Raw genomic sequence first — 23,846 nt, 5'->3', positions numbered from 1 at the left:
AGAAGAACAGTTCTCTAACGGAGCCAGACGTATCCAGATTACGAAACGACGGTGTCAGACCGTGGCTCCCGATCGAACTCGACGATGTTCATCTCGTCGTCAAAGGTGAGAGTGAACACCGTCGTTTCGACCTCGATAGAAAGCGATACGCGGAGAGGCTCCATCGAGACGTTGGTCTCGACGTTGTTCTGTAGCAGTTCGATGGCGTCGTCAACCGCCGGTGAGTCGATGTTCAACTCGGGATTGCCGGTCAGTTCGGTCGCCAAGACGAGACCAGTCGCAAACATCTCGACCGGTAACCGCTTGGCGAATCCACAGGTGTTACACCTCATATCTGCCCAGACCGGAAACGGCGTTCCACAGGTGTCGCAGGCGTCCCTCCCATCACGTTCGTGCACCTCACAGACCGTCACCGACGACGAGATCGGCCCTGCACACTCCCGACAGATGCCGTACATTAGATACGTTATGTCCAGAGCACACCGATAGAGTCCGGCTGCGAGCGCTTGCTCTGTGTTTCGGGTCGTCAGCCCTGCTGCCGGATAGTTCGTGAGGAAGAGCGTCCCCGTTGGAGCTTGATCGCCGAACAACCCATCACACTCGGTGCAGCCGACTCGCAGCCACTGATCTTCGTAGGTGGCCGCAACGGTTGCCCCGCACAACGGGCAATTCTCGTCGAGTTCCTGAGAGAAGTCGAGGCTCTCTGCTCCAGAAACGGCTATCACCGTTCTGGCGATCTGCTTTCCTGCACTGCTCAACCGGTATCCGTCGTCAGTTCGGCGGACGAAGTGAGGAGCGAGTTCCGAGAGGTGGTAGTTGAACTTCCCGTTATCATCGACGTCAACCTCGTTTTGCAACTCGGAATACGACACCACTTCGGCAGCATCAGAGCCGTCGTCGTACACGTGGGCGGCACCCGCCCGCCAGAGCACGCGGATGATCTCTAACCGGATTTCGTTCCCCAGAATGGCGAAGGCCTCGTCCGGGGAAAGCCCGTCTAGGTCGAGATCGGGAGTGAACCGAGCCTGAGTCATGGTACCAATACACACTACAGACTCATTAAACGCACCTCCAGACCGTTCGCGGGAGGCTGAGAAAGGTGCAAGAACGCCCCTTGTATTCAGCAAGACTCGGTCGAGCTATCGTACTGCTGTCAAGAATGGCGTGCTGAATATCGAGAGTATAGTCAGCAATCGATCAGGATTCGAATCGCGGAAAGACTGAGAAGAGATTCGACTGGGAGCGTACAATCGTCTCTGTTATTCCGCTTCCATTTCGCTCATCTTCTGCAAGAGGTGGTCAAGGGCGTGGCTATGCTCATCTTGTGGGCTGAACAGGACGAACTCGACACTCTCGTCCTCCGTGAAAAGCGTGTGTCCGGGAGGCCAGTAGACGGCCTCACCCGCCTTGTTTACTTCTTCGGTCCCGTCGGCGTATCGGACATGAACTGCGCCGTCCACGATGTATCCCCAGTGGGGGCATTGGCACAGGTCGTTTTCCAGCCATTCAAGCAGTCCTGTGACGTCGACACCAGCAGAGGTACTGTTGGATTTTGCGCCCGGTGAGGTCGTTGAGGTTGTCGATATCCTCCATCTCGCACCAGCGCAGGAAGTGCTTGAGGCGGTACCTGTGCGACTGAATCGAACTCTCAGCGAGTTCGGCTTCCTTGTCCGTGAGGTACAGCTCGAGTGCTGTCTCAGGATCGATTGGCTCGAGACTCATAGTCGTGGGTCGCGAACCGATAACGTGTCGATCTGCACTCCGGGATTCCCTCCGTTCATCAGACCGAACGAGAGGGATTTTGAGGGAGCCTGAGAACCTGTGAGTCTGTAGCGCCCATCTGAAATTTGCGCGGTCGGAATCCAACACCCCGTAGCGGAGCGTTTTACCAGCTCGCCGCCGGGCGCGCAAGAGTTCAACCATCTTTTGCACGCGGGTCCGGCCCGTCATGCGAATCCCTCGAGAGTCACCGACCGAAGCGAGAACGAAAACGCTCCAGCTAGAACCGGCTTTTCAGTACTATCGGTGGTGCGTAACTGTGAATGAACAAGCTCACCGCCTCGAGCCCGTCACGCCGACTGAACGCCCGATGCGCGGTCGTCGTATTTCTCGTCGACCGCCGGCAGGGTGACCGAGAAGGTCGAGCCCTCTTCGGGTTCGGAGTCGACCCAGATCTCGCCGCCGTGGCGTTCGACGATCCGCTCGCAGAGCGCGAGGCCGATACCGGTGCCGGCGTGTTTCTCGTGGCTGTGGAGCCGGTGGAACACTTCGAAGATGCGCTCCTGGTCGTCCGGCTCGATACCGATGCCGTTGTCCGCGACGGACACCGTCCACTCCGCACCGTTTCGCTCCGCTGAGACGTGCACTCGAGCCGGCCCCTCGCCGCTGTACTCGATCGCGTTCGACACTAGATTCTGAAACACCTGGCGCAACTGGGCCGCGTCGCCCTCGACGCGGGGGAGTGACTCCGTCGTAATCTCGGTCTCGTGACCCTCGATTTTCAGCTGGAGGTTTTTGCGAACGTCCTCGAGGACGGCCTCGAGATCGACCGGTTCGAACGGATCGCCCCGCGTCTCGACGCGCGAGTACTCGAGCAGCCCCTCGATCATCTTGCGCATGCGGTCGGCCCCGTCGACGGCGTACGCGAGGAACTCCTCGCCGTCCTCGTCGAGCTCGTCACCGTAGCGCCGCTCGATCAGGGTGAGATAGCTCGAGACCATCTGAAGCGGTTCCTGGAGGTCGTGTGAGGCCGCGTAGGCGAATTGCTCTAAGCGTTCGTTGGACTCCTCGAGGTCGTCGATCAACGCCTCGAGTTCCTCTTGGTACTGCTGGCGCTCGATCGCCTCCGCGAGGACGTTGGCGACGCTCTGGACGAAAGTGACGTCCTCCTCGGTGAACCGTTTGCTGTCGGTGTCGTGCGTGCCGAGGATTCCCCAGGGGTCGTCGGCCGGACCGATGATGGTACTGATGCCGCTGCGGACGTCGTGACTCCGCAATAACTCGGGCCCGCTGAAGCGCGATTCCGTCGTGAGGTCTTCGACCACGATCGGGCGGTCGTTCGCGAGGGTGTACGCCGCCTGGGAGTCCGCTTCGACGGCGGACACCGTCGCGTCACCGACGAGGCCCTCGGTCCACCCGACGCCCTGGCGGAGCAGGAGTTCGTCGGTCCCCTCGTCGAGGTCGAGCACTTTGCAGTACTCGTTGTCGAGGACGGTCGCCACCTGTCGGGCCGCGTCGTGCATGAGCTCGTCGAGGTCGTCGGTCTCGAGGGCGAGCTGGCCCAGATCGGCCACGACCTGTTGCTGCCGGGCTCGCCGTTCGAGCTCTCGTTCGCGCTCTCTGCGCTCCGAGATATCGCGGCCGATACCCGCCAGCACCGGATCGCCCTCCGGGGTCTCGAGCCTCGAGGCGGCGAACTCGTAGGGGATGGATGCGCCGTCACTGGTGTGAAGCGCCGCTTCGAACTGGAGGTTTCCGGTTTCGAACCCCGTCTCGATCGCGTTCGTGACCGTCTCGTCGTCTCCGTCGACGAAGTCCGTCGCGTTCATCGACTCGATATCCGAATCCGAGTAGCCACTCACCTCACAGAGGCTCTCGTTCCACCGCTGCAACGCGCCGTCTTCCTCGAGCACGTAAAAGATGTCGTGGATGGCGTTCAGCACGTGGTCGGTGTAGGTCCGATAGTGTTCGAGACGTTCGTTCGACTCCGCGAGTCGGTTGTTGGCGTGCTCGAGCCGCTGGACCGTTTCCTCGAGTTCCGACTGAGCGAATTGTAGCTCCCGATTGCGGGTTTCGAGCTCGCTCGTTCGCGTCTTGGCCTCCCCGTCGCGGATTCCGGCGGCGAGCCCGGCGACGCTGGCGAGCGCCGTCAGGATGAGGATCGTCGCCGCGTCGTCGACGATCTCACCCGGCTGGAGGCTGTACACCAGGAGGACGCCGAACATCACCCCGAACCCGCCCAGACACCACGCCGCGATCGCGTCGTGAAACTCGGCGTGGATATCGAACGCGGGCAACCGATAGCCAGTGTAGACGAGGACGAACCCGGGGCCCGCGACGAGCAGCGTGATGATGAGAATATTCTCGATCGGGGCCCCCGCAGCGACTCGGACGAGCGCCCGCCCCGTAGCGAGCACGACGTACAGCGCGCCGAGCGCGATGATGATGGTCCTCCCACCGACGACGGAGATGGCACGGTTCCAGCTGACCACTGGTACCATTCCGGCGACCGTCACCATTATAATTTCGCTGGAGGGCGCGGTAGCGAGTCGGCTGCGGGGAGAAACCGATCCCTGAACCGTACCGGCCTCGAGGGTTCTGGTATCGAACTGGGGGCAGCGAGGCGGACCGTCCGACCCGCCGCGCTCGAGGGTCGCCGCGAGTTACTCGTCGACGTCGAGCCACGACCGGAGCCCTTCGATGACGGCCGCGGCGATTGCGTCACCGATGCGATCGGGCGACTCCGAGAGGTCCCACACGTGGTCGCCGCCGCGAGAGACCGTCACCCAGTCGACGTAGTCGTGACGGTCCAGTTCGAGCAGGAGGTCCTCAAGCACCGTCTCCTCGAGCTGGCAGCCGAGCGCGGTCTCGATCGAGTCGGTCAACTGCGTCGTCGTCGCGAGAACACGGTCCTCGGGCCCGGTATCCGCGATCGCTGGCGTAGCGGTCGGTATCGATGGGGATGGCGGTCGATCGGTCATTCTCGCCACTGGTTGTGGTGGTGATAGTATAATTCTGGTGGCAGTCGCCGACCGCTGATCCTGGGTCCGAACGGCGTTCGTTTCCACCGGTCGTCGGCACCGACCGCCGCCAGTCGCCCGCTCACTCGGCGGCGACGAGCTTGTAGCCGCCGCCGTCGGTATCGATATCGGCGTCGGACTGGTCCTCGCCGTCTTCCGGCGGATTCGGCGCGCGTTCGGCGTAGTAGATGTCGCCGTCGATCACGCGCGGCGTGCTCGTGACCACGCCGTCGTTGTCGACCTCCCAGACGAGGTCACCGGTGCGTTTCTCGAGCGCGTAGAGCGTGGTGTCCTTCGAGCCGACGAGCACCCGCTGGTCGCAGACGGTCGGACAGCCCGTGATCGCGAGGTCGGTTTCGAACGACCAGTGTCGCTCGCCCGACTGCGCGTCGAGCGCGTACAGGTTGCCGTCGTGGCTCCCGACGAAGACCGTGTCCAGTTCGGGATCGAGCGCCGGCCCCGACATCACCAGGTTCCCCGTCTGGAACGACCAGTCTTCGGTGCCGTCCTCGAGGTTCACCCGGTAGACGTTGTGGTCCCACGAGCCGAAGTAGGCCCCGCCGTCGTAGGTCGCGATCGGCCCCTTGATCTCGCTGTCGTTGTCGTCTCGGTCGGCGGTCTCGAACGACCAGGCGAACTCGAGGTCGGGGTAGCGCCACCCGTAGAGGTTGCCGTCGTTCGATCCGCAGACCAGATGGCCGGAGTCGGGATCGATCGCCGGGGTCGAGTGCGGGTGATCCGTCGGCCGCCCCTCGGGGTCCTCCCAGACGACCGATCCGTCCGCCGCGTCGACCACGAACGTGCTTCCCTCGGGATCGTAGTATTCGACGGCGATGACGATGTTGCCGTCGTGATAGAGCGGGCTCGAGCCGATGGCGTCGCCGAGGTCGTTTCGCCAGTCGATGTCGCCCGTCTCGAGGTCGACGGCGTAGAGCACGCCGTCGTACGCGCCGACGTAGGCGCGGCCGTCGGCGATCGCAGGGGTTCCGTGGATGCCGCGGCTGTCGGTATCCGTCCCGGTGCGCCAGCGCTCCGTGCCGTCGGCGTCGAGGGCGACGAGGTACCCCGTATCGCCGGGGAAGACGAGACCGCCGTCCGGCAAGGGAACGGCGCTGGCCTTCGCGGCGCCGTGGGAGCCAGTGTTGAGTCGGTCGAGCCGCCACTCCCGTTCGACCTCGTCTGGAACCGTGGCGTCGGGATAGTACCCCCACCGCTCGAGGGAGTGCCTGAACTGGGCGACACCGTCGGGAACGGTCTGCTCGAGGCCGGTGTTCGCCATGGGGATTTCGTCCGTTCCGCGTTGGCCGAGACAACCGGCGAGTCCGGCGGTCGCGACCGCGGCGGTGCCGACGGCCTGAAGTATCCGACGCCGACCGTGTGCCGTCTCGAATCGCCCGCCGACGGCACGTGAATCGTCTGTCATCGTCACGACGGTCTCACTCGAAGGGTACCAGCTTTGTGTTCTTCGCGACGGGCCTCCGTGACGATATGCCGTCAGCTGTAACTGCGCGTAAAATCACTCGAATCCGCCGGTCAGAGTCACCACACCGGCTGAGGGGCGACCGGCGTCGACGCTGCTCGTCCGCTCGCCTCGAGCGACGCGTCACTCGTCGGGCAGTTCGTTGATGATGACGATGGCCTCGCCGTCGATGACCGTCTCGTCGTCCTCGTCGACGACCGTGGTGTGCAGTCGGTAGCGATCGCCGCCGAGATCCTCGACGATCTCGCACTCGGCGGTGACCGCCTCGCCGATCCGAACAGGCCCTGCGAACTCGAGGTCCTGAGAGAGGTAGACCGTCACCCCGGGGAGGCGGGCCAGCGCGGCACTGATCGTGCCGGCGACGAGCGTCCCGTGGGCGATCCGGCCACCGAACTGGGTGTCCTCGGCGAACTCGGGCTCGAGGTGGAGTCGGTTCGTGTCGCCGGAAACCTGTGCGAACGCGGTCACGTCGGCGTCCATAATCGGCTTGCGAAAGCGGACGTAGTCGCCGACGCCGAGGGAGTCGTAGTCGTCGGTCGACCGTTCCACGACCCAGTTCTCGTCGCCGAACGCGACCTCGACGGCCGGCGTTGACGTCGACGTGTCCGCGTTCGGCCGGGCGGATGACGCCTCGTCGGAGCCCGTAAACCCCATCGCCGCGAGGAAGGCGTTGTTGGCCTCGACGTAGCTGTTGAAGACGTGTTTCGAGATGCTTGTCCAGTGCTCAGCTGCTGGAGCGGAGTCGACGCTGTCGGTATCCGTACATTGACTACTCATTGATTTGAGTCTGGGTCGGAGTGTCGTTCGAGTGACCTGCCGATGCCGTCCGTGCGTACCACGGTCGCTGCCTTCGGGGTATCGCCAAAACATGTTGGACTGCTAACCGTGACTCTCGTGAGCGTTGACGGGCGACTCCGGACGGCGATCGGTGCCGACTGCGACTGACGGTATCCCCGTGCGAGCGATTCACCGAAGCCGTCCGGCGAATCGGTTTCGTCAGGGAGTGGCCGCCTCCGCAGCGAGTCGTCGCCTACGCGGCGGGGAGATCCTCGAGAAAGTCGGTCGCCGCCGCGTTGAACGCTCGCGGCCGATCCCGATTGACGAGATGGCCCGACTCCGCGAGCTCGAGTTGCGTGCCGTCGTCCACGGCCGAGGCGATCTGCCGGCCCTGTCGCTTGACCAGCGGCGCCTCCTGCTCGCCGTGGACGACGAGCGTCGGCGTTTCGATGCCCGATAGCTCGGGCGGATCGTACCGGTAGAGCGCGTCGAATATCTTCCGAAACTCGGCCGACGGGATGTCGCCGACGTCGTCGATCGCGTCGGCCCTGGTCTCGGGGTCGACCGACAGCCACCGTTCGCCGGTCGTCGCCTGGATCGAACACAGCATCGAGCGGAAGGTCCCCTTCGACCCCGAGAACGACAGCGACGTGGTGAGCGCTGGCATCGGCGACCAGAACGACTTCACTCCCGTCGGCAACTCCACGGGGGGCATCGACCGTACCGCGCCGCCCAGAATCGCACCCGCCGTGTCGTCCGAATGCCGGTCCAGATACTCCTGGACGACCATCGACCCCAGCGAGAGTCCACAGAGGATCGGCCGTTCGATCTCGAGTCGCGAGAGCAACGCCTCGAGGTCGTCGGTGAAGAGGCCGATCGAGTACCGATCGGGCTCCGTTACGCCGGTGTTGCCGTGGCCTCGCACGTCGAGCGTGACGACCCGATAGTCGTCGGCGAAGCGTTCGATCTGTGGCTCCCAGGCCGTCCCGTCCATCCAGCCGCCGTGGACGAACACCAGCGGCGGTCCGTCACCGGTCGTCTCGTACCAGATGGTCCCGTCGTCGAGTTCGAGTTCCGCCATACTCTGTCTGGGGCTCGCTCGCTCTTACAATGACTGGTTGCACCAACTCACTATAACGAGCCGACTGAGCCTCGCTCGCTCTTACAATGACTGGTTGCACCAACTCACTATAACGAGCCGACTGAGCCTCGCTCGAGTCGCCGTCGACACTCAGTTCCCGCGGTTCGCCGTCTCGTCGGCCGCGCGTTCGGCGGCCGTTCTGACGGTCTCGACTGACAGCGATTCGAGGGCGACCAGTTCGCCCCCGGTTTCGCTCGCGACGAGTTCCGAGAGGCCCGCGCGGGAGTCGTCGCCGGCGTCGACGACGATCACTCGAGTGTCGCCCGTCGCGAGCGCTCGAGCCGCGGTTCGCGTCGCCTCGGTCGGACTCCCGTCGGCGACGTTCGCTCGGCCGTCGGTGACGAGGACGACGACGGAGGCCTCGGTGTCGGCGCGCTCGAGGACTCGTCGCGAGGTCTCGAGACCTGCCGGCAGCGGCGTCCGGTCGCCCGAGGGGAGGTCCTTCAGGTGGCGAGCGGCCAGCGAGACGCTGTCGGTCGGTGGGAGCAGGACGTCGGCGTCGTCGCCGGCGAAGGCGACGAACGACACCCGATCGCGGTGTTCGTAGCTGTCGCGCAGGAGTTCGAGGACGACGCCTTTCGCCGTTCGCATCGCCGGCCGCATCGAGGCGCTGGCGTCGACGGCGAAGACGATCGTCACCGACGTCTCGCCAGTCCTGACCGATCGCCGGAGATCCCGCTCCGCAACGCGGGACTCGCCCCGAGAGGCAGCCGATCGGACGGACGCCGCGGCGTCGATCGATCCCTCTCCCGAGGCGGGTTCGGTACGGACTCGAGCGCCTCGGTTGTCAGTACTCGGTGCCGTACTCGCCCGCGAACCCGTCGCCGTCGCACTCCCGTTTTGCTCGGCCGTCGGCGTCTCGAGGTCCGGTGCCCGCGCCTCGCCGACGCCGGCCCGCTGCTGGCCGGGGACCAGCGGTTGGGCGGTTTCGTCGTCCCCGTCGTCTCCGCCGTCCTCCGGTGACTCGTCAGATTCCGAATCCCCCTCGCTCGAGTCGTCGTCCGACTCGCCGTCGCCGGTTTCGGCGGGCGACTGGTTCGCCGACGCCGGTCGCTCGCCGTCGTCGGATCGGCGTTCGGAATTCGAGTCGTCACCGGTTTCGGACTCGTCGCCTCCGGAACCCTCCTCGTCGCTCGAGCCGTCACCGTCCGCGCCGCCGTCGTCCACGTCGCCATCTCCGGGTTCGTCCCCGTCGCGGGGGTCCGACTCGGCTTCCTCGTCCGTGCCATCCTCACCGCCCTCGCTGTCACCGTCGTCCGCGTCGCTTTCGCCGTCTCCGTTTCCCCCGTCCGACGACTCCTCGTCGAACCGGTCCTCGAGCAGGTCGTCGAGATCCGGTTCGTCCTCGAAGGGGGTGCTCCGGAGGCGGTGGGGGAGCGCGTACGTCGCGGCCTCGTGGATATCGGGCTCGATGACGGTCTCTCGGCCCTCGAGCGCGGCCAGCGTCATGGCGGTTCGTGCCGTCGCCACGTCGCCGCGGTGGCCGTCGACGCCGGCCTCGAGGCAGAGTTCGGCGATCTCCGCTTTGAAATCGGGCGGGAGATCGACGCTCGAGAGGCGGTCGCGGGCCGCGGCGAGCTCGTCGCGCAGCGTCTCGACTTCGTTTGCGTACTCCGTTTGCGGATCGCGAGCGCCGCCAGCGCCGCCGTCGGCCTCGAGCGCGCGGTCGATGATTTCGACGCGGTCGTCGATCTCGCGACAGCCCTCGACGGTGGCCTGCAGGGCGAAGCGATCCCGCAGTTGGGGCCGGAGGTCGCCCTCCTCGGGGTTCATCGTCCCGACCAGGGTAAAATTCGCGGGGTGAGAGACGCTGATGCCGTCTCGCTCGACGGTGTTGACGCCGCTCGCTGCCGAGTCGAGGATCACGTCGACGAGGTGGTCGTCCAGCAGGTTGACCTCGTCGACGTAGAGGATGCCGCGGTTCGCGCGAGCCAGCAACCCGGGGTCGAAGTCGGCCTCGCCCGCCAGCGCGTCTTCGACGGAGAGGGTGCCGACGACTCGGTCTCGAGTCGCGCCCAGCGGAAGCGTGACGAGCGGGACCGGTCGCGTCTCGGCCGGCAGGTCGTCGGCGTCGCGTTCGCGGCAGTCCGCACACTGCAGATCGGGATCGTCGGGCGAACAGCCGTACGGACAGTCGGCGACGGCTCGCTGCTCGGGGAGGAGTTCCACGAGTGCCCGAACGGCGGTCGTCTTCGCGGTTCCTTTCTCGCCGACGATCAGGGCCCCGTCGAGGCCGTCGTTCGCCGCGACGGTCAGCAACACGCGTTTCAGATCGTCCTGTCCGACGATCGCCGGAAAGGGGAGTGACGACAGCTTTTTGCCCCCGGCGTTTGCAACCATACTTGCGCTAATACAATCAGGGTTTAAAAGAACGATGACACGGATCGGGATCTACACTGCGACGGAGAACGAACTCGGCTCGATCGGCCGGGCCGCACGGCGCCTCGAGGGGGTCGAGCTGGTCGTCCGCTCGGAGAGCGACCTCGCCGAGGAGGCCGACGTCGAGGAGTTCGTCGAGGAATTGCGCGACGCCGCGGCGGCCGTCTTCTGGCTGCACGGTGCCGAGGACAGCATGCCGGGCTACGACTACGCGACGGGGGCCCTCGAGGAGGCGGGCGTCCCGCTGATCGTCAAGGCGACGGGCGACGCCTTCGCGTTCGAAGATACGACGGTTTCGACGGCCCACCGAGACCGCGTCTACGATTACCTCGAGAAGGGCGGGACGGTCAACACCGCGAACCTGTGTCGGTTCCTCGCCGCCGAGTACGAGGGCCGGGATGTCGAATACGACGAGCCGACGGAACTCCCCACCGAGGGCGTCTACCACCCCGATCATCCGGGAATCGAGTACGAGGAACTGCTCGAGACCCACGACCCCGAGAAGCCGACGGTCGCGGTCTGGTTCTACGAGTCCCACTGGACCCACGAGAACACCCGGTACGTGGACGCGCAGGTCCGGGCGCTCGAGGAGCAGGGGGCGAACGCCCTGCCGATTTTCTGTAACCCGGCGACCGATACGGAGGAACAGGAAGACGCCGAATGGGTGACCGACAACTGGCTGCTCGATGACGACGGGAATTCGATCGTCGACGCCGTGCTCTCCTCGTTCATGTTCTCTCTCTCGATGGACGAACGCGGCCGCAGTGCCAGCGACGAAGGCAGCAGTGCGGAAGACGTCTTCCTCGATCGGCTCGGCGTGCCCGTTCTGCAGACGGTCACCACGATGCGCTCCCGATCGCGGTACGAATCCAGCGACACGGGCGTGATGGGCTTCGAACTCGCCCTCTCCGTGGCGCTGCCGGAGTTCGACGGCAACGTCATCACCCATCCCATCTCCGGCAAGGAACGCACCGACGACGAGGCCGGCATCGGCTCCGCGCCGAAACACCACTTCCCGATCGAGGACCGGATCGACCACGCGACCCGATTGGCGGTTAACTGGGCCGAGTTGCGACACACGCCCAACGAGGACAAACAGGTCGCGGTCGTCCTCCACAACTACCCGCCGAGCGACGACGGGATCGGGACCGCGTTCGGCCTCGATAGTCCGGAGTCGACCGTGAATCTGCTCGAGGAACTCGAGGCCCGCGGCTACGATTTGGGCGACGAGATGCCCGACAGCGGGCAGTCGCTCGTGGAGAAACTGACCGCACAGCTCACGCTCGAGGACCGGTGGGTCGCGCCCGAGGACGTCCGTGACCTCTCGGTCGACGTCGTTTCGCCGGACACCTACGAGCAGTGGTTCGCCGACGCTGACGAGCGCTTTCAGGAGAATATCATCGAGGAGTGGGGCGAGGTCCCCGACCGCCCGTTCGCGATTCCGGGCGTCGAGTTCGGGAACGTGCTCGTCACCGTCCAGCCCCCGCGCGGGTTCGGGATGGACCCCTCGAAGGTCTACCACGACTCGAACCTGCAGCCCCCGCACGATTACTACGCCTTCTACGGCTGGCTGCGCAACAGCTTCGAGACCGACGCGGTGGTCCATCTGGGCACGCACGGCAGCCTCGAGTGGCTCCCCGGGAAGACCGTCGGGCTCAACGGCGAGAGCGCGCCCGACCAGTTGATCGACGATATCCCGAACGTCTACCCGTACATCGTCAACAACCCCGGTGAGGGGACGCAGGCTAAGCGCCGATCCTACGCCGCGATCGTCGACTACCTCACGCCCGTGATGCGGAACGCGGGCACCTACGACGAGCTATCCGAACTCGAGGAACTGGCGAATCAATACCGGGAAGCCGGGATGGAAGACGCCCGCGCCGACGACGGCGAGCACCTCGCGGACCTCATGCGCGAGAAAGTCGAGGAGCTCGATCTCGCCGTCGAGTTGGGTATCACGGGCACGATCGACGAGAAGGCCGACGTCCGCGGGCCCGACGAGGCCGGCTCGACGCTCGCCGAAGGCGACGTGGCGGGCGACGAGGTCGACATCGACGAGCTGGTCGAACGGATCCACGAGTACCTCACGGACGTGAAAACGACCCAGATCCGGCTGGGTCTGCACACGATGTCCGAGCCGCCGAAGGACGAGCGCCTGACCGAGTATCTGGTCGCCCTCACTCGCCTCGAGAACCCCGGCGCGCCGAGCCTGCGCGAGAGCGTGGCTGGCGCGCTGGGCGTCGATTATCAAACGATGCTCGACTCACCGGGCGAGTATGCCGAGGACCTCGGGATGACCTACGCCGAGGCCGCGGACGTCGTCTACGAGACCAGTATCGACCTGATCGAAACGCTCGCGGAACACGACTTCGACATCCCGGTCTCGGAGCGCGAGGCCGGCCCCGACGACGAAGTCAACGTCAACCTCCTGATCGTCGACCTCGAGACGATCGGCGACGGGCGCGCGAAGTCGGGAGCCCACAACGATCTGCGGAAGGCGCTGGCGTACATCTGCGAGGAAGCCCAGCCGCGAGTTCAGGGAGCCGAAGACGAGATTCCCAGAACCGCGGACGCCCTCTCGGGCGAGTACGTTCCCCCCGGCGGATCGGGCGCGCCGACCCGCGGCGGCGTCGACCTGCTGCCCACCGCGCGGAACTTCTACACGCTCGACCCCCGCAAGGTTCCCGCGAAGGCGGCCTGGCAGGTCGGGAGCGAGGTCGCGGAGGGCGTGCTCGAGCGCCACCACGACGAAAACGACGAGTACCCCGAAGAGATCGGCGTCGTCGCCTGGGGGACACCGACCGTCAGGACTCGGGGCGAGACGATCGCGCAAGTGCTCGCGATGATGGGCGTCGAGCCCCAGTGGACCGACGCGGGTCGGATCGACGACGTCGAGCCGATCCCGCTCGAGGAACTGGACCGACCCCGCGTCGACGTGACGACCCGCGTCTCGGGACTCTTCCGCGACGCCTTCCCGGCGGCTGCGGGCGTCATCCACGACGCCGTCGATGCGGTCGTCGACCTCGACGAACCACACGAGATGAACTACGTGAAAAAGCACGTCGAGGAGGAGCAGGCGGAACTCGAGGCGGAAGAGGGCCTCGACGAATCCGACGCCCGCAAGGCCGCGAAACACCGCGTGTTCACGACCCGACCCGGCGGCTACGGTGCCGGGACGAACAAGGCCGTCGACGAAGGCAACTGGGACGACCGCTCGGACCTCGCCGAGGTCTACGTCCAGTGGGGCGGCTACGCGATGGGCTCGAGAGGGCGCGTCTCCGATGCCCACGCGTCCTTCGAGCGCCGCCTCTCGAGCGTCGACGCGACGGTCAAGATCGAGGACACGATGGAGCAAGACGAGTTCGACTCCTCGGACTGGTACGCCTTCCACGGCGGCTTCATTTCCGCCGTGAGCGAGATCTCCGGCGAGGAACCGGCCTCCTACGTCGGCGACTCCTCGGATCCGGACAACGTCGACGTCTACACCAACGAGGAGAAGGTCCGCAAGGCCATGCGCTCGCGCGTGCTGAACCCCGACTGGCTCGAGTCCATGGAAGAACACGGCTACAAGGGCGCGGGCGACCTCTCGACGACGGTCGACGTGACGCTGGGATGGGACGCGACGACCGGCGTCGTCTCGGATACGCTCTGGGAGGAAGTCGCCGAGAAGTTCGCCTTCGACGAGGATCGCCAGGACTGGATGCGCGACGTGAACCCGTGGGCGCTCGAGTCCATCACGGACACGCTGCTCGAGGCGATCGATCGCGACCTCTGGGACGCCGACGACGAGACGGTCGATCGGCTTCGAGACCTGAACCTCGAGGTCGAGGGCGACCTCGAGGCGCGGACGACCAACGAGGCCGTCGGTGCGGAGGTAGTCAACGATGACTGAACGAGAATTCGAGAACGAGTACGCCGATCTGGGTGCAACGACGCAGAACGCGATGGATATCGCGGAGACGAGCATGGACATCGTCCGGCAGTTCGTGCCGGACGAGACGCTGGCCGACCGAATCCGACAGAAGTCGGTGCACTCGATGGGCGACATCGAGTTTCAGCACCTGATCGAGTTCACCGGCAGCGACGCGCTCGGCGACGACGAAGACGCGCCGGTTCGGGCCGGCGCTCGAGCCGTGCTCGACGAGGCGACCATCGTCACGGACATCACGATGTCGAAGGCCGGCATCACCGGTCGCGGCCACAACTGCGAGAAGCGGAAAGCGATCGGGAACGGCGCGGAACTGGCGGAGGAAACGGGAATGACCCGAACCGCGGCCTCGGTGCTCGAACTCGACAAGCAGGGCGTCTACGACGGCGCGATCGCGACGATCGGCAACGCGCCGACGGCCGCCTTCGCGCTGGCGGACTGCATCGAGGACGGCACTCGCCCGGCGGCAATCGTCGCGACCCCCGTCGGCTTCGTCAAGGCCGAAGAGAGCCGGCAGCGCATCCGCGAGGTCAGCGAGAAGTACGACGTTCCGGCGATCACGAACGTCGGCCGTCGCGGTGGCAGCGGACTCGCCGCCGCGCTGACGAACGAACTGATTCACGTCGCGAAAGACGTTCGGACCGACGACCTCGAGTTAGAACTCGAGGCCGAGACTCGAGCGGCCCGGAATCGCGACGCGACCGAGGACGAATGAGCGACGAGTACGACCTCGAGAGCGGGCCGGACCCGGCGACGTTCGCCGCGGCAGAGCCGGAGCCGGACATCGACGAGGAGACGGACGACCCGGTCTACGCCGTCGGCGTCGGGCCGGGCAATCAGGAGTATCTCACTCCCCGGGGCGAGCGGGCGATCCGCGAGGCCGACGTCGTCGTCGGCTTCACGACCGTCGTCGAGTTCGTCGAGGAGCTGACCGACGCCGACCTGTTGACCTGCGGGTACAAGGATGAAGCCGCGGCGCTCAAGGAGTTCGGCGAGCGCGTCGCCGCCGGCGAGTCCGGGACCGCCGTCGCGATGGGCGACCCGAACCACTCGGGCTACCAGTTCGTCGGGAAGGTCCAGGACGCCGTCGAACGAGAGGATCCGGGGATCCCGGTCCGCGTGATCCCCGGTATTTCCTCGATCCAGCTGGCCGCCAGCCGCGCCCGGACGCCGATGGAGGACACCGAGTTCGTCACGCTCCACAAGAGCGGCGACCTCGAGGCGGACATGGACCGGATCGCGGCCGCAGCGACGGTCGATGAGCGGCACCTGCTCGTGCTCCCGCGACCGTACGACCGGATGCCGGGAGATATCGCGAAATTTCTGCTCGAGGCGGGCGCTGAACCCGACCTCGAGGCGCTGGTGCTCGAGAAGCTGACTCACGACGAGGAGCAGGTCCACCGGTTCACGCTGGCCGAGCTGGCCGAACGCGCCGGCGGGACCGGGAAGGACGAGACGCCGTTCTCGGATCTGGTCGTACTCGTGGTTCGACGGTCAGTCGCGCCGACGTCCTCGGCGTAGCAGCATCGGTTTCGGTACCGGAATTCGTCGCGGGCTTCGGCGACTGTCATCCATCGACTGCCGGTCGACCGAATCGGTCACGCGGTGGAGCGCCGTTCTTCCGGGACCGCCCACCCGAACTCGAGCCAGGCGATACCGAGACCGAACAGTACCATGCCAACCGCGTCCGTGGGAGTGCTTCCGTGGGCGATGATACTGATTGGCGAACCGAAGAGGAAGACGAGCGGGATCGCGGGCGCTCCCGATCGACGCAGGAGGACGGCGATCGCGAGAACTGCGACGAGGTTGCCGACGGTTCCGAGAAGTGCCAGGATGCCGGCGACGCCGTCGATCGGATCCGTAAAAATCACCTCGACGACCGTTGCAACGCCCTCCTGTTGCTCGGTAGAGAGACCGTTTGACTCGCGGAGCAGGACGGCCGTCGCGATGCCGGCAATCGCTTCGAACGCGAGGTAACAGACGAGATAGATTGCGACCCCGATTCGCCCGACCGCCGCGATGAGTCCCTGATAGCCGGTCAGTAGCAGGTACAGGGCGGCGCCGAGCAAACCGAACAGTGGAAGCAACATGGCATGAACGATGAACCACGTGTCCGCGATCGGTGCGAGGGTCGTAAACGGTTCGTCACCCGCTGTCGGATGGAACCACAGCACGATTGCGAGGAGGATCGGTGTCCCCAAGAGGACGAGCCATCGGCTTACGAGCCGTAGAAACGGTTCCCGTGTGCCAGGTCCAGTCAACCATATTGGTTTTTCATTTGTCATTCGGTCGGACGATACTATTCGACAGTCGCTCATAAAACCCAGGACGGCGCGCTACGGACGGTCTCCTAAGGCCGTCGAACGAGATCCAGCCTGCTCTCCGTCACGGACGATTGCCCGCCGAAAAATCGTCCGATCGCTACTCGTCTCCTTCGTATTCTCGCAACACCGATGACACGGTGTTCGACACTTCCTCGAGCGCGACGGCGTTGGTCTTCCTGAGAGTATCGTCGTCCCGTGCCTGACCCAGGTGTCGGAGCGCCTCGCGAAGGTGCCGTTCGGTGTCGGTTCCGTTTGCTTCACTCATGGTTCGAGGGGACGGTCGTAACCGACTCGAGCGGTTAAGTTCGTCGGTGGGGTGAATCGATCACTCGAGGGCGTCTCGAACCGCTGCCCGCCGTTCGGCGAAGGTCGCGTCGTCCAGGACGGGCGCGGACGACTCGAGGTCCACAGCCGCCTCGTCGGACAGTTCGATCCAGGCCCGACAGCCCCGGTAGCTCCCGCGTTCCTCGATGAGTCGCGGCGACTCGAGTTCGGAAACGCGGAGCAACAGCACTCGCAGGTCGTCGTCCGGATTGTACTTGTCGCGGAGTCCCTCGGGCGTGTAGACGTAGTGGCGAGCGAGGGTAGCGAGGTCGTCGCTCGAGACGGTGTACTCCTCGCGGACCTCGGCGACGGCGCGGATCGGAACGCCGTCGTCCGGTTTGGCGCTCGCTCGATGGTAGTACGCTTCGTATCCGGACTGGTAGCGACTCGGTTCCTGATGCGTGTAGGCCGGATAGAGCGCGAACCGGTCGGCGATCGGTCCGGGGTCGAGGGTGGGATGTCGAACGAGCACCGTCTGGGAGCCGTCGGCGAGGGCGGTGACCACGCCGGCGCGCTCTTTGAGTGCGGGAACCGCGGTCGTCGATTCGATCGGACTCATTCGTTCCCGTCCAATGCGAACCACTCCCAACTGCGTTTCGACTCTTCGTCCGAACAGTCCTCTCGTCCGCCCGTCTCGGACGATTCGAGTGCGTGAACGATGCCGCCGTACTCTCGGTGCCACCGACGCATTCAAGTCTAATTGTCCTCACTCAATTACAATGATGTTTGTGGACGCTACGGTGACTGCGGACGAACGGATCGCTGAGACGATCGAGCGCGTCCCGGAGCGGCAGCGATGAAGGGGTTCGTGCTCGGCGGCGTCAGCTCCGGCGTCGGAAAGACGGTCGCGACGCTGTCGATCATTCGGGCGCTCGAGGACGCCGGCTACGCGGTCCAGCCCGCCAAGGCGGGGCCGGATTTCATCGATCCGAGCCACCACGAGGCGATCGCAGGGCGTCCCTCCCGCACGCTCGATAGCTGGCTCTGCGGCGAGGACGGCCTCCGCCGGAATTACCGCCGCGGCGAGGGCGACATCTGCATCGTCGAAGGCGTGATGGGGCTCTACGACGGGGACGGCTCGAGTACCGCGATGGTCGCCGAAGCGCTCGAGGTTCCCGTCGTCCTCGTGGTCGACGCGAAGGCGGGCATGGAGAGCGTCGCGGCGACCGCCCTCGGGTTCCGCGAGTACGCCGACACTATCGGCCGCGATATCGAGGTCGCCGGCGTCATCGCCCAGCGGGCCCACGGCGGTCGCCACGAGCAGGGGATCCGGGACGCCCTACCCGACGACCTCGAGTTCTTCGGTCGAATCCCGCCGAACGCCGACCTCGAGATTCCGGACCGGCACCTCGGCCTCGAGATGGGCGAGGAGGCGGCGCTGCCGAACGCGGCGTTGCGCGAGGCCGCCGAGTCGCTGGCGGCCGAACGACTGGCGGCCGTCGCGAGCGAACCGCCGACTCCCGAGTCGTCGCCGCCGAGCGCCGCGAGTGCGGAGTCGGTCGACGCGACGATCGCCGTCGCCAGCGACGCCGCGTTCTGTTTCCGGTATCCCGCGACCGTCGAGCGGTTTCGGGAGCGTGCCGAGGTAGTCGCGTTCTCGCCGGTCGCGGGCGACCGCGTCCCGGATGCCGATACGGTCTACCTGCCCGGCGGTTACCCCGAACTCCACGCCGCGGCACTCGAGTCGGCCGGCACCCTCTCGGAGCTCGGCGACCTCGCGGCCGACGGATTGCCGGTGCTCGGCGAGTGTGGCGGACTGATGGCCATGAGCCAGTCGCTGACGACGGTCGACGGCGAACGGAACGAGATGGCCGGCATTCTCCCTGCAGACGTCACCATGCACGACCGCTATCAGGCGCTCGATCACGTCGAACTCGAGGCCGCCGAGGGGACGCTGACGGCGAGCGCCGGCGAGACGATCCGGGGCCACGAGTTCCACTACTCGAGCGCCGACGTCGACGGCGACGCCCGCTTTGCCTTCGAAACGGTCCGGGGCGACGGCATCGACGGCGACCACGACGGGCTGACGGAGTACGACTCGCTCGGCACGTACGTCCACGTCCACGCGGAGAGCGGGGCGTTCGATCGATTCCTCGAGCGCGTCGATCCGGCCCGAACGGAGTGAACCACGCGACGATATTCACGGCTACTGATACGCAGTCAAATAGTTAACACGAACGGCAACGTACCGTGACTCGCATGTCCGAAACCGTCCACCGACTCGAGCCACTGGAGCGCAGACCGCTGACCGACCGCACCTGTCTCGTCACGGGATCCTCGCGCGGGATCGGGCGCGACATCGCGTTCGAACTCGCCCGCTGTGGCGCCGACGTCGCGGTGAACTATCGATCGACCGAAGACCGCGCCCTCGAGGTCACGGAGACGATCGAAGCCAACGGCGAGACGGCCGTCCCCGTCCAAGCGGACATCTCCGAACCGGCTCAGGTCGAGCGGATGGCCGAGACGATTCGCGAGGAACTCGGCGAGATCGACGTGCTGGTCAACAACGCGGGGATCACGATCGATCGGAAGTTCGAGGACATGACCTACGAGGACTGGCAGACGGTGATCGACGTCAACCTCAACGGGACGTTCAACTGCACGAAAGCGTTCTACGAGGACATCAAGACCTCCGAGCACGGCCGACTGATCAACATCTCGAGCGTCGTCGGCCAGCAGGGCAACTACGGGCAGGCGAATTACGCGACCTCGAAAGGCGGACTCTTCGCCTTTACCCGGACGCTGGCACTGGAACTGGCCAGCCACGGCTCGACGGCCAACTGCGTCGCCCCCGGCTTTACGAAGACCGATATGCTCGAGAAGGTTCCGGAGCGGGTCCAGGAGAAGATCTGCGAGGACATCCCGCTGAATCGGTTCGCCACCACCGAAGACATCGTCGGGATGATTCGGTTCCTGACGAGCGATTACGCGGAGTACATGACCGGCCAAGTTATCGGGATCAACGGCGGGATGGAGTGGTAGCGACGGCGCGAGCTGAGGTAGTATTGACTCTCGAGCGGTGATTTTCACGTCGGAGCGAACGCCCGGAGAGACCAGTGGATAAATCCTCATGAACTAGCAACCCGTTTCATTCACCACCATTCATAATGTGGGGTGTGATCGTGTGACGCATGCCGATCGACTACAGTACCCATGAGAAGTCGTTCGAACTCTATCGGAAGGGGAAGCAAGAGGGAACGTGGGACCCGGACGACTACGATTTCTCGGCGGACAGGGAAGACTGGGAGCGGTTTACCGAAGCGGAGCAACACCGGTTCCTCGCGACGTGTTCGGGGTTCTACGACGGCGAAGAGGACGTGACACGGACGCTCGCGCCGTACATGATGGCGCTCGACGCGCTCGACAACGAGGAGATGCCGTTCGACACGGTCCAAGAGGAGATGTACCTGGCCCAGCAGGTCTACGAGGAAGCCAAGCACACCGACCTCTTCAGTCGGTACTTCGAGGAGGTGTTCGAAACGCAAGACACCGAACCGTACCGCGAAGGCGGGTATCAGGAACAGGGGTACAGCACGGATAATCTGTACGACACCGCCGACGAGTTGCTCGCGGCGGTCAACGGCGGCGACCAGCGGGAACTGGTGTACGCACTCGGCGAAGCGTACCTGAACTACATGGGAATCATCGAGGCCCAACTCGCCCGCGGCGGCTACCTCTCGTTCGATCAGATGATCGAACTGAAAGCCGAGGAGATGGGGCGAGACGTCGTCCTCGAGTCGTTCCAGAACGCCATCGGCAACGTTCGTCAGGACGAGACCCGCCACATCGAAAACGGCCGCTGGGTGATGAGCGGACTGGCCGAGGCCGAACCCGACATCGTTCGAGACGTCTACGAACCGCGCATCGAGGAATACGTCGAGAATCGCCTGTTGACCGACACCCAGATGGAAATGCCGTTCGAGGGGTACGACCAGCGGAAGATCGGTAAACAGACGATGCAGTACCTACAGGACACGATCGACTACATCGGGGCCGATCGATTCGACGAGTACAGCGACGTAAAACGAGTCGTCCGCGATCAGCGTGCTGCTGACTGATCCAGCGACCGACTTCGGACTGATTGAGCTTCAGTTTTCGTTCGGCACTCCTAGCGACTGTGCCGACAGCAGCCGTCGGTGCGGCCTTTCGCTCCCTGCGAGAAATAGCGGTTGCACTACTACAACCTCAAATGCGCAATCAAGATTGGTCTATTCCAAACAAAATTGTTTTAGGGGCGGGCTCTGTTCGAACGGATGATGCCACCCATCGCGCTTCCACACGACGCGAAGGCCGGACCGACCAAGTCGGAGGTCCGCGCCGTCGTCCGCTCGAAGCTCGCGCTCGAGTCGGACGACCACTTCGCGGAGGTCGGCTCCTGTACGGGGGCCGTCACCATCGAAGCCGCACAGCGAGCCGGGCGGGTGACCGCCCTCGAGCGGAAACCCGAGCGCCTCGAGACGACGGAGCAGAACCTCGCGGCCAACGAGGAGTCGGTACGGGCCGATGTCGAACTCCGCAACGCGGAAGCGCCCGAGGGACTGCCCGAGGACGCCGATGCGCTCTTTCTCGGCGGGAGCCGCAACTTCGAAGCGGTGCTCGACCACGCCGTCGAGACCGAGATCGACCGCGTCGTGATGAACGTCTCGCGGCTCGAGGTCGCCGGCAAGGCGACCGAAGCCTTCCGCGAGCGCGGCCTGCTCGAGGAGGTCGTCCAGTTTCAGGTGAGCCACGGCTACGAGCTCGCCGGCGCGACGAGTTTCAACTCGGATAACCCGGTGTACATGCTGGTCGGGAGCGCGACGCCTAATGCGGACGGAGACGACGAGGACGGCGGCGAGAAAGTCGCAGCTGACGGGAGCGGAGGGAACCCCCAATGACGCTGTACGGCGTCGGACTCGGTCCCGGCGAGGCCGACCTCGTCACGGTTCGCGGGAAGGAGGTCCTCGAGAACGCGGACGTGGTCTACTCGCCGGGCCGCCTGTCCAGAACCGTCGCGCTGAAACACGTCGACGAGTCGAAGATCGGGGACCTCGATTTCCCGATGACGAAAGACGAGGAGAAGCTGCGGACGGCGTGGAAGGCGGCCGCGGCGGAGATCGCTCCGAACGCCCGCGACGGCGACGTCGCCTTCGTGACGCTGGGCGATCCGAACGTCTACTCGACGTTCGGTCACCTGCGCCGGACGATCGACGCCTTCCATCCGGACGTCGAACTCGAGATCGTCCCCGGCGTGAGCGCGGTGACGGCCTTCGCGACCGCGATGGGGGTCGAGATCGAGGCCGGTGCGGGGCTCTCCTTGCGGGAAGCTGCCGGCGGGGCGAGCCCGACCGGTCCCGATCGGATGATCCTGTTCAAAGTCACCGACGCACCGGGGACCCACGAGGGGCTCCTCGAGGCCGGTTACGACGTCACCTACGGCCGACGGCTGTTCATGGAACAGGGCGAGACCGTCGTCACAGACGACCCCGCGGAAATCGACGAGCGCGATTACTATACGCTCGCCTACGCCGAGAAGGAAGGTCTCGAGGTCGAGCAGGCGACGGCCGCCTTTCAGACCGACGACGAGGCCGGGTCGGACGAGACGACTGCAGACGGTGAGCCGGTAACGGACGGCGGAGAAGTAGTCGAACTCGAGCACGCTGAAGGCTGCGAGGGCGGCGACTGCGGCGGGCACCGCGGAGGACACCGATGACTGACGAAGATACGCCGAACGACCCGCAGGACGCGATCGACTCCCAAGGCGAGCGTCGCCGCGAGGAACTCGACGACCGGATCTTCGACCACAGCGCCGGCGACGAACAGGAGGGGATTCCCTTCGTCGGTGCCGGTCCCGGCAACCCGCGCTTGCTGACCGTCGCCGGGAAGGAACTGCTCGAGGAGGCCGACCTCGTCGTCCACGCTGGCTCGCTGGTCAACAGCGAACTGTTGGACGAGTACTGCGCTCACGCCGAGTTGGTCAATTCGGTGGGCAAGGACCTCGAGGAACTGATTCCCCTCATGCGGGACGCCTACGAGGACGGCGACAACGTCGTGCGGCTCCACAGCGGCGATCCCGCCATCTACGGCGCGGCGCTCGAGCAGATGGACGCGCTGGAACACGAGGGCGTTCCAACCCACTTCGTGCCGGGCGTCACGTCGGCCTTCGCGGCTAGCGCGACGCTGCGGACCCAACTGACCCTCAACGAGGTCTCGAACCACGTCGCGTTCACCCGACCGCAGGGGAAGACGCTGACGCCCGAGGAGGACCACATCTCCGACTTCGTGGAGATGGGCGACGTGACGACCTGCATCTATCTCGGGACCCACGCGGTCCGGGATACGATGGATCGGCTGCTCGCGGACGAGCACGACCCCGAGACGCCGGTCGCGGTGATCTACCACGCCTCCTGGCCGGACGAGGACGTGATCATCGGCTCGATCGGCGACATCGCCGATAAAGTGGAGGAAGCCGGATACCGAGCATCGGCGCTGGTCGTCATCGGCGACGCGGTCACGGGGGCGGGCTACGAGCGCTCGTTCCTCTACGGCGACTGGGCCAATCGAGGATCGTCGGGGGAGTCCGGCGAGACGGAGGCGAGCGATGACTGAACTGCAGTACAGTGACCGCAAACACGGTGAAAGCCCCCAGCCCTGTCGACTCGGGGGGCTCGCTGTGATCCTCGATCACTCCCGCTGGTCGTTCCCTGCGGTTCTTGCTTCGCCCGCCGTCGCCGACAGGGCTGGCCCCTTTCAGTCCCACCCCCGCGGTGGTCTG

Annotated in this window: 21 protein-coding genes; 9 read left to right on the top strand and 12 right to left on the bottom strand. The window is 65.3% G+C overall.

What is annotated here, in order from left to right:
• Positions 1-38: 38 nt before the first annotated feature.
• From AC0QDI_RS06240 to AC0QDI_RS06200, 9 genes are all read right to left on the bottom strand, one after another.
• A complete protein-coding gene (locus AC0QDI_RS06240) occupies positions 39-1,034 on the bottom strand; it encodes a DUF7351 domain-containing protein (protein WP_474667302.1) in 996 nt (331 codons plus the stop codon).
• A 225-nt stretch (positions 1,035-1,259) separates the two neighbouring features.
• Positions 1,260-1,460: a cupin domain-containing protein gene (locus AC0QDI_RS06235; protein ID WP_474666314.1), complete on the bottom strand. Its 201-nt coding sequence runs from the start codon at positions 1,458-1,460 to the stop codon at positions 1,260-1,262.
• A gap of 46 nt (positions 1,461-1,506) precedes the next feature.
• On the bottom strand, positions 1,507-1,722 hold the full coding sequence (locus AC0QDI_RS06230) for a site-specific integrase (RefSeq protein ID WP_474666313.1): 216 nt from the start codon (positions 1,720-1,722) through the stop codon (positions 1,507-1,509).
• Between the two features lie 347 nt (positions 1,723-2,069).
• Positions 2,070-4,220 (bottom strand): ATP-binding protein, encoded by a 2,151-nt coding sequence (locus AC0QDI_RS06225; RefSeq protein ID WP_474667300.1) that lies wholly within the window; start codon positions 4,218-4,220, stop codon positions 2,070-2,072.
• A 162-nt stretch (positions 4,221-4,382) separates the two neighbouring features.
• Positions 4,383-4,700 carry a hypothetical protein gene (locus AC0QDI_RS06220; protein ID WP_474666311.1) on the bottom strand — a complete coding sequence of 106 codons (318 nt, stop codon included), beginning with the start codon at positions 4,698-4,700 and terminating at the stop codon, positions 4,383-4,385.
• 121 nt (positions 4,701-4,821) lie between these two features.
• Positions 4,822-6,162, bottom strand: a complete 1,341-nt coding sequence (locus AC0QDI_RS06215) for an outer membrane protein assembly factor BamB family protein (protein WP_474666309.1) — start codon at positions 6,160-6,162, stop codon at positions 4,822-4,824.
• A 180-nt stretch (positions 6,163-6,342) separates the two neighbouring features.
• Positions 6,343-6,996: a MaoC family dehydratase gene (locus tag AC0QDI_RS06210; protein WP_474666307.1), complete on the bottom strand. Its 654-nt coding sequence runs from the start codon at positions 6,994-6,996 to the stop codon at positions 6,343-6,345.
• A gap of 253 nt (positions 6,997-7,249) precedes the next feature.
• Positions 7,250-8,077: an alpha/beta fold hydrolase gene (locus tag AC0QDI_RS06205; protein WP_474666305.1), complete on the bottom strand. Its 828-nt coding sequence runs from the start codon at positions 8,075-8,077 to the stop codon at positions 7,250-7,252.
• Positions 8,078-8,227: 150 nt separating this feature from the next.
• Positions 8,228-10,477 (bottom strand): VWA domain-containing protein, encoded by a 2,250-nt coding sequence (locus tag AC0QDI_RS06200; protein ID WP_474666303.1) that lies wholly within the window; start codon positions 10,475-10,477, stop codon positions 8,228-8,230.
• 34 nt (positions 10,478-10,511) lie between these two features.
• Here AC0QDI_RS06200 and cobN point away from each other — a divergent pair, with 34 nt between their 5' ends.
• From cobN to AC0QDI_RS06185, 3 genes are read left to right on the top strand one after another with little or no spacing between them, the layout of a single operon-like run.
• Entirely contained in the window at positions 10,512-14,408 is a 3,897-nt protein-coding gene (cobN, locus tag AC0QDI_RS06195; protein WP_474666301.1) for a cobaltochelatase subunit CobN, read from the top strand.
• Positions 14,401-15,159 carry a precorrin-8X methylmutase gene (locus tag AC0QDI_RS06190; protein WP_474666299.1) on the top strand — a complete coding sequence of 253 codons (759 nt, stop codon included), beginning with the start codon at positions 14,401-14,403 and terminating at the stop codon, positions 15,157-15,159. Before cobN ends, AC0QDI_RS06190 begins: the two co-directional genes overlap by 8 nt.
• Positions 15,156-15,965 (top strand): cobalt-precorrin-7 (C(5))-methyltransferase, encoded by an 810-nt coding sequence (locus AC0QDI_RS06185; RefSeq protein ID WP_474666297.1) that lies wholly within the window; start codon positions 15,156-15,158, stop codon positions 15,963-15,965. The genes AC0QDI_RS06190 and AC0QDI_RS06185 overlap by 4 nt, the downstream gene beginning before the upstream one ends.
• A gap of 77 nt (positions 15,966-16,042) precedes the next feature.
• On the opposite strand, the gene AC0QDI_RS06180 is transcribed toward AC0QDI_RS06185, so the two are convergent.
• The 3 genes from AC0QDI_RS06180 to AC0QDI_RS06170 all read right to left on the bottom strand — a co-directional run bounded on the left by AC0QDI_RS06180 (position 16,043) and on the right by AC0QDI_RS06170 (position 17,651).
• Positions 16,043-16,645, bottom strand: coding sequence for a hypothetical protein (locus AC0QDI_RS06180; RefSeq protein ID WP_474666295.1), 603 nt, complete (start codon positions 16,643-16,645; stop codon positions 16,043-16,045).
• Positions 16,646-16,865: 220 nt separating this feature from the next.
• Positions 16,866-17,033, bottom strand: coding sequence for a hypothetical protein (locus tag AC0QDI_RS06175; RefSeq protein ID WP_474666293.1), 168 nt, complete (start codon positions 17,031-17,033; stop codon positions 16,866-16,868).
• 60 nt (positions 17,034-17,093) lie between these two features.
• Positions 17,094-17,651 (bottom strand): DUF1802 family protein, encoded by a 558-nt coding sequence (locus AC0QDI_RS06170; RefSeq protein ID WP_474666291.1) that lies wholly within the window; start codon positions 17,649-17,651, stop codon positions 17,094-17,096.
• Between the two features lie 237 nt (positions 17,652-17,888).
• Here AC0QDI_RS06170 and AC0QDI_RS06165 point away from each other — a divergent pair, with 237 nt between their 5' ends.
• The 6 genes from AC0QDI_RS06165 (at position 17,889) to AC0QDI_RS06140 (ending at position 23,680) form a co-directional block, all read left to right on the top strand.
• Entirely contained in the window at positions 17,889-19,217 is a 1,329-nt protein-coding gene (locus AC0QDI_RS06165) for a cobyrinic acid a,c-diamide synthase (protein WP_474666289.1), read from the top strand.
• A gap of 74 nt (positions 19,218-19,291) precedes the next feature.
• Positions 19,292-20,074, top strand: coding sequence for a 3-oxoacyl-ACP reductase family protein (locus tag AC0QDI_RS06160; protein WP_474666287.1), 783 nt, complete (start codon positions 19,292-19,294; stop codon positions 20,072-20,074).
• A 149-nt stretch (positions 20,075-20,223) separates the two neighbouring features.
• Positions 20,224-21,150, top strand: coding sequence for a ferritin family protein (locus tag AC0QDI_RS06155; protein ID WP_474666285.1), 927 nt, complete (start codon positions 20,224-20,226; stop codon positions 21,148-21,150).
• A 198-nt stretch (positions 21,151-21,348) separates the two neighbouring features.
• Complete coding sequence (gene cbiT, locus AC0QDI_RS06150; protein ID WP_474666283.1) at positions 21,349-21,969, top strand: precorrin-6Y C5,15-methyltransferase (decarboxylating) subunit CbiT; 621 nt, start codon at positions 21,349-21,351, stop codon at positions 21,967-21,969.
• Positions 21,966-22,784: a cobalt-factor II C(20)-methyltransferase gene (locus AC0QDI_RS06145; protein ID WP_474666281.1), complete on the top strand. Its 819-nt coding sequence runs from the start codon at positions 21,966-21,968 to the stop codon at positions 22,782-22,784. The genes cbiT and AC0QDI_RS06145 overlap by 4 nt, the downstream gene beginning before the upstream one ends.
• Entirely contained in the window at positions 22,781-23,680 is a 900-nt protein-coding gene (locus AC0QDI_RS06140; RefSeq protein WP_474666279.1) for a cobalt-precorrin-4/precorrin-4 C(11)-methyltransferase, read from the top strand. Before AC0QDI_RS06145 ends, AC0QDI_RS06140 begins: the two co-directional genes overlap by 4 nt.
• Positions 23,681-23,846 lie beyond the last annotated feature (166 nt).

It is taken from the genome of Natrinema sp. LJW11 (assembly GCF_056135975.1).
This window is presented reverse-complemented; position numbering and strand designations above follow the sequence as displayed.

What these genes read in the sequence shown, in the direction of transcription:
- AC0QDI_RS06225 (WP_474667300.1), bottom strand. Translation starts at nt 4,220, where the DNA reads ATGGTACCAGTGGTCAGCTGGAACCGTGCCATCTCCGTCGTCGGTGGG.
- AC0QDI_RS06205 (WP_474666305.1), bottom strand. Translation starts at nt 8,077, where the DNA reads ATGGCGGAACTCGAACTCGACGACGGGACCATCTGGTACGAGACGACC.
- AC0QDI_RS06140 (WP_474666279.1), top strand. Translation starts at nt 22,781, where the DNA reads ATGACTGACGAAGATACGCCGAACGACCCGCAGGACGCGATCGACTCC.
- cobN (WP_474666301.1), top strand. Translation starts at nt 10,512, where the DNA reads ATGACACGGATCGGGATCTACACTGCGACGGAGAACGAACTCGGCTCG.
- AC0QDI_RS06240 (WP_474667302.1), bottom strand. Translation starts at nt 1,034, where the DNA reads ATGACTCAGGCTCGGTTCACTCCCGATCTCGACCTAGACGGGCTTTCC.
- AC0QDI_RS06185 (WP_474666297.1), top strand. Translation starts at nt 15,156, where the DNA reads ATGAGCGACGAGTACGACCTCGAGAGCGGGCCGGACCCGGCGACGTTC.
- cbiT (WP_474666283.1), top strand. Translation starts at nt 21,349, where the DNA reads ATGCCACCCATCGCGCTTCCACACGACGCGAAGGCCGGACCGACCAAG.
- AC0QDI_RS06145 (WP_474666281.1), top strand. Translation starts at nt 21,966, where the DNA reads ATGACGCTGTACGGCGTCGGACTCGGTCCCGGCGAGGCCGACCTCGTC.
- AC0QDI_RS06165 (WP_474666289.1), top strand. Translation starts at nt 17,889, where the DNA reads ATGAAGGGGTTCGTGCTCGGCGGCGTCAGCTCCGGCGTCGGAAAGACG.
- AC0QDI_RS06220 (WP_474666311.1), bottom strand. Translation starts at nt 4,700, where the DNA reads ATGACCGATCGACCGCCATCCCCATCGATACCGACCGCTACGCCAGCG.
- AC0QDI_RS06175 (WP_474666293.1), bottom strand. Translation starts at nt 17,033, where the DNA reads ATGAGTGAAGCAAACGGAACCGACACCGAACGGCACCTTCGCGAGGCG.
- AC0QDI_RS06190 (WP_474666299.1), top strand. Translation starts at nt 14,401, where the DNA reads ATGACTGAACGAGAATTCGAGAACGAGTACGCCGATCTGGGTGCAACG.
- AC0QDI_RS06160 (WP_474666287.1), top strand. Translation starts at nt 19,292, where the DNA reads ATGTCCGAAACCGTCCACCGACTCGAGCCACTGGAGCGCAGACCGCTG.
- AC0QDI_RS06155 (WP_474666285.1), top strand. Translation starts at nt 20,224, where the DNA reads ATGCCGATCGACTACAGTACCCATGAGAAGTCGTTCGAACTCTATCGG.
- AC0QDI_RS06170 (WP_474666291.1), bottom strand. Translation starts at nt 17,651, where the DNA reads ATGAGTCCGATCGAATCGACGACCGCGGTTCCCGCACTCAAAGAGCGC.
- AC0QDI_RS06215 (WP_474666309.1), bottom strand. Translation starts at nt 6,162, where the DNA reads ATGACAGACGATTCACGTGCCGTCGGCGGGCGATTCGAGACGGCACAC.
- AC0QDI_RS06210 (WP_474666307.1), bottom strand. Translation starts at nt 6,996, where the DNA reads ATGAGTAGTCAATGTACGGATACCGACAGCGTCGACTCCGCTCCAGCA.
- AC0QDI_RS06200 (WP_474666303.1), bottom strand. Translation starts at nt 10,477, where the DNA reads ATGGTTGCAAACGCCGGGGGCAAAAAGCTGTCGTCACTCCCCTTTCCG.
- AC0QDI_RS06230 (WP_474666313.1), bottom strand. Translation starts at nt 1,722, where the DNA reads ATGAGTCTCGAGCCAATCGATCCTGAGACAGCACTCGAGCTGTACCTC.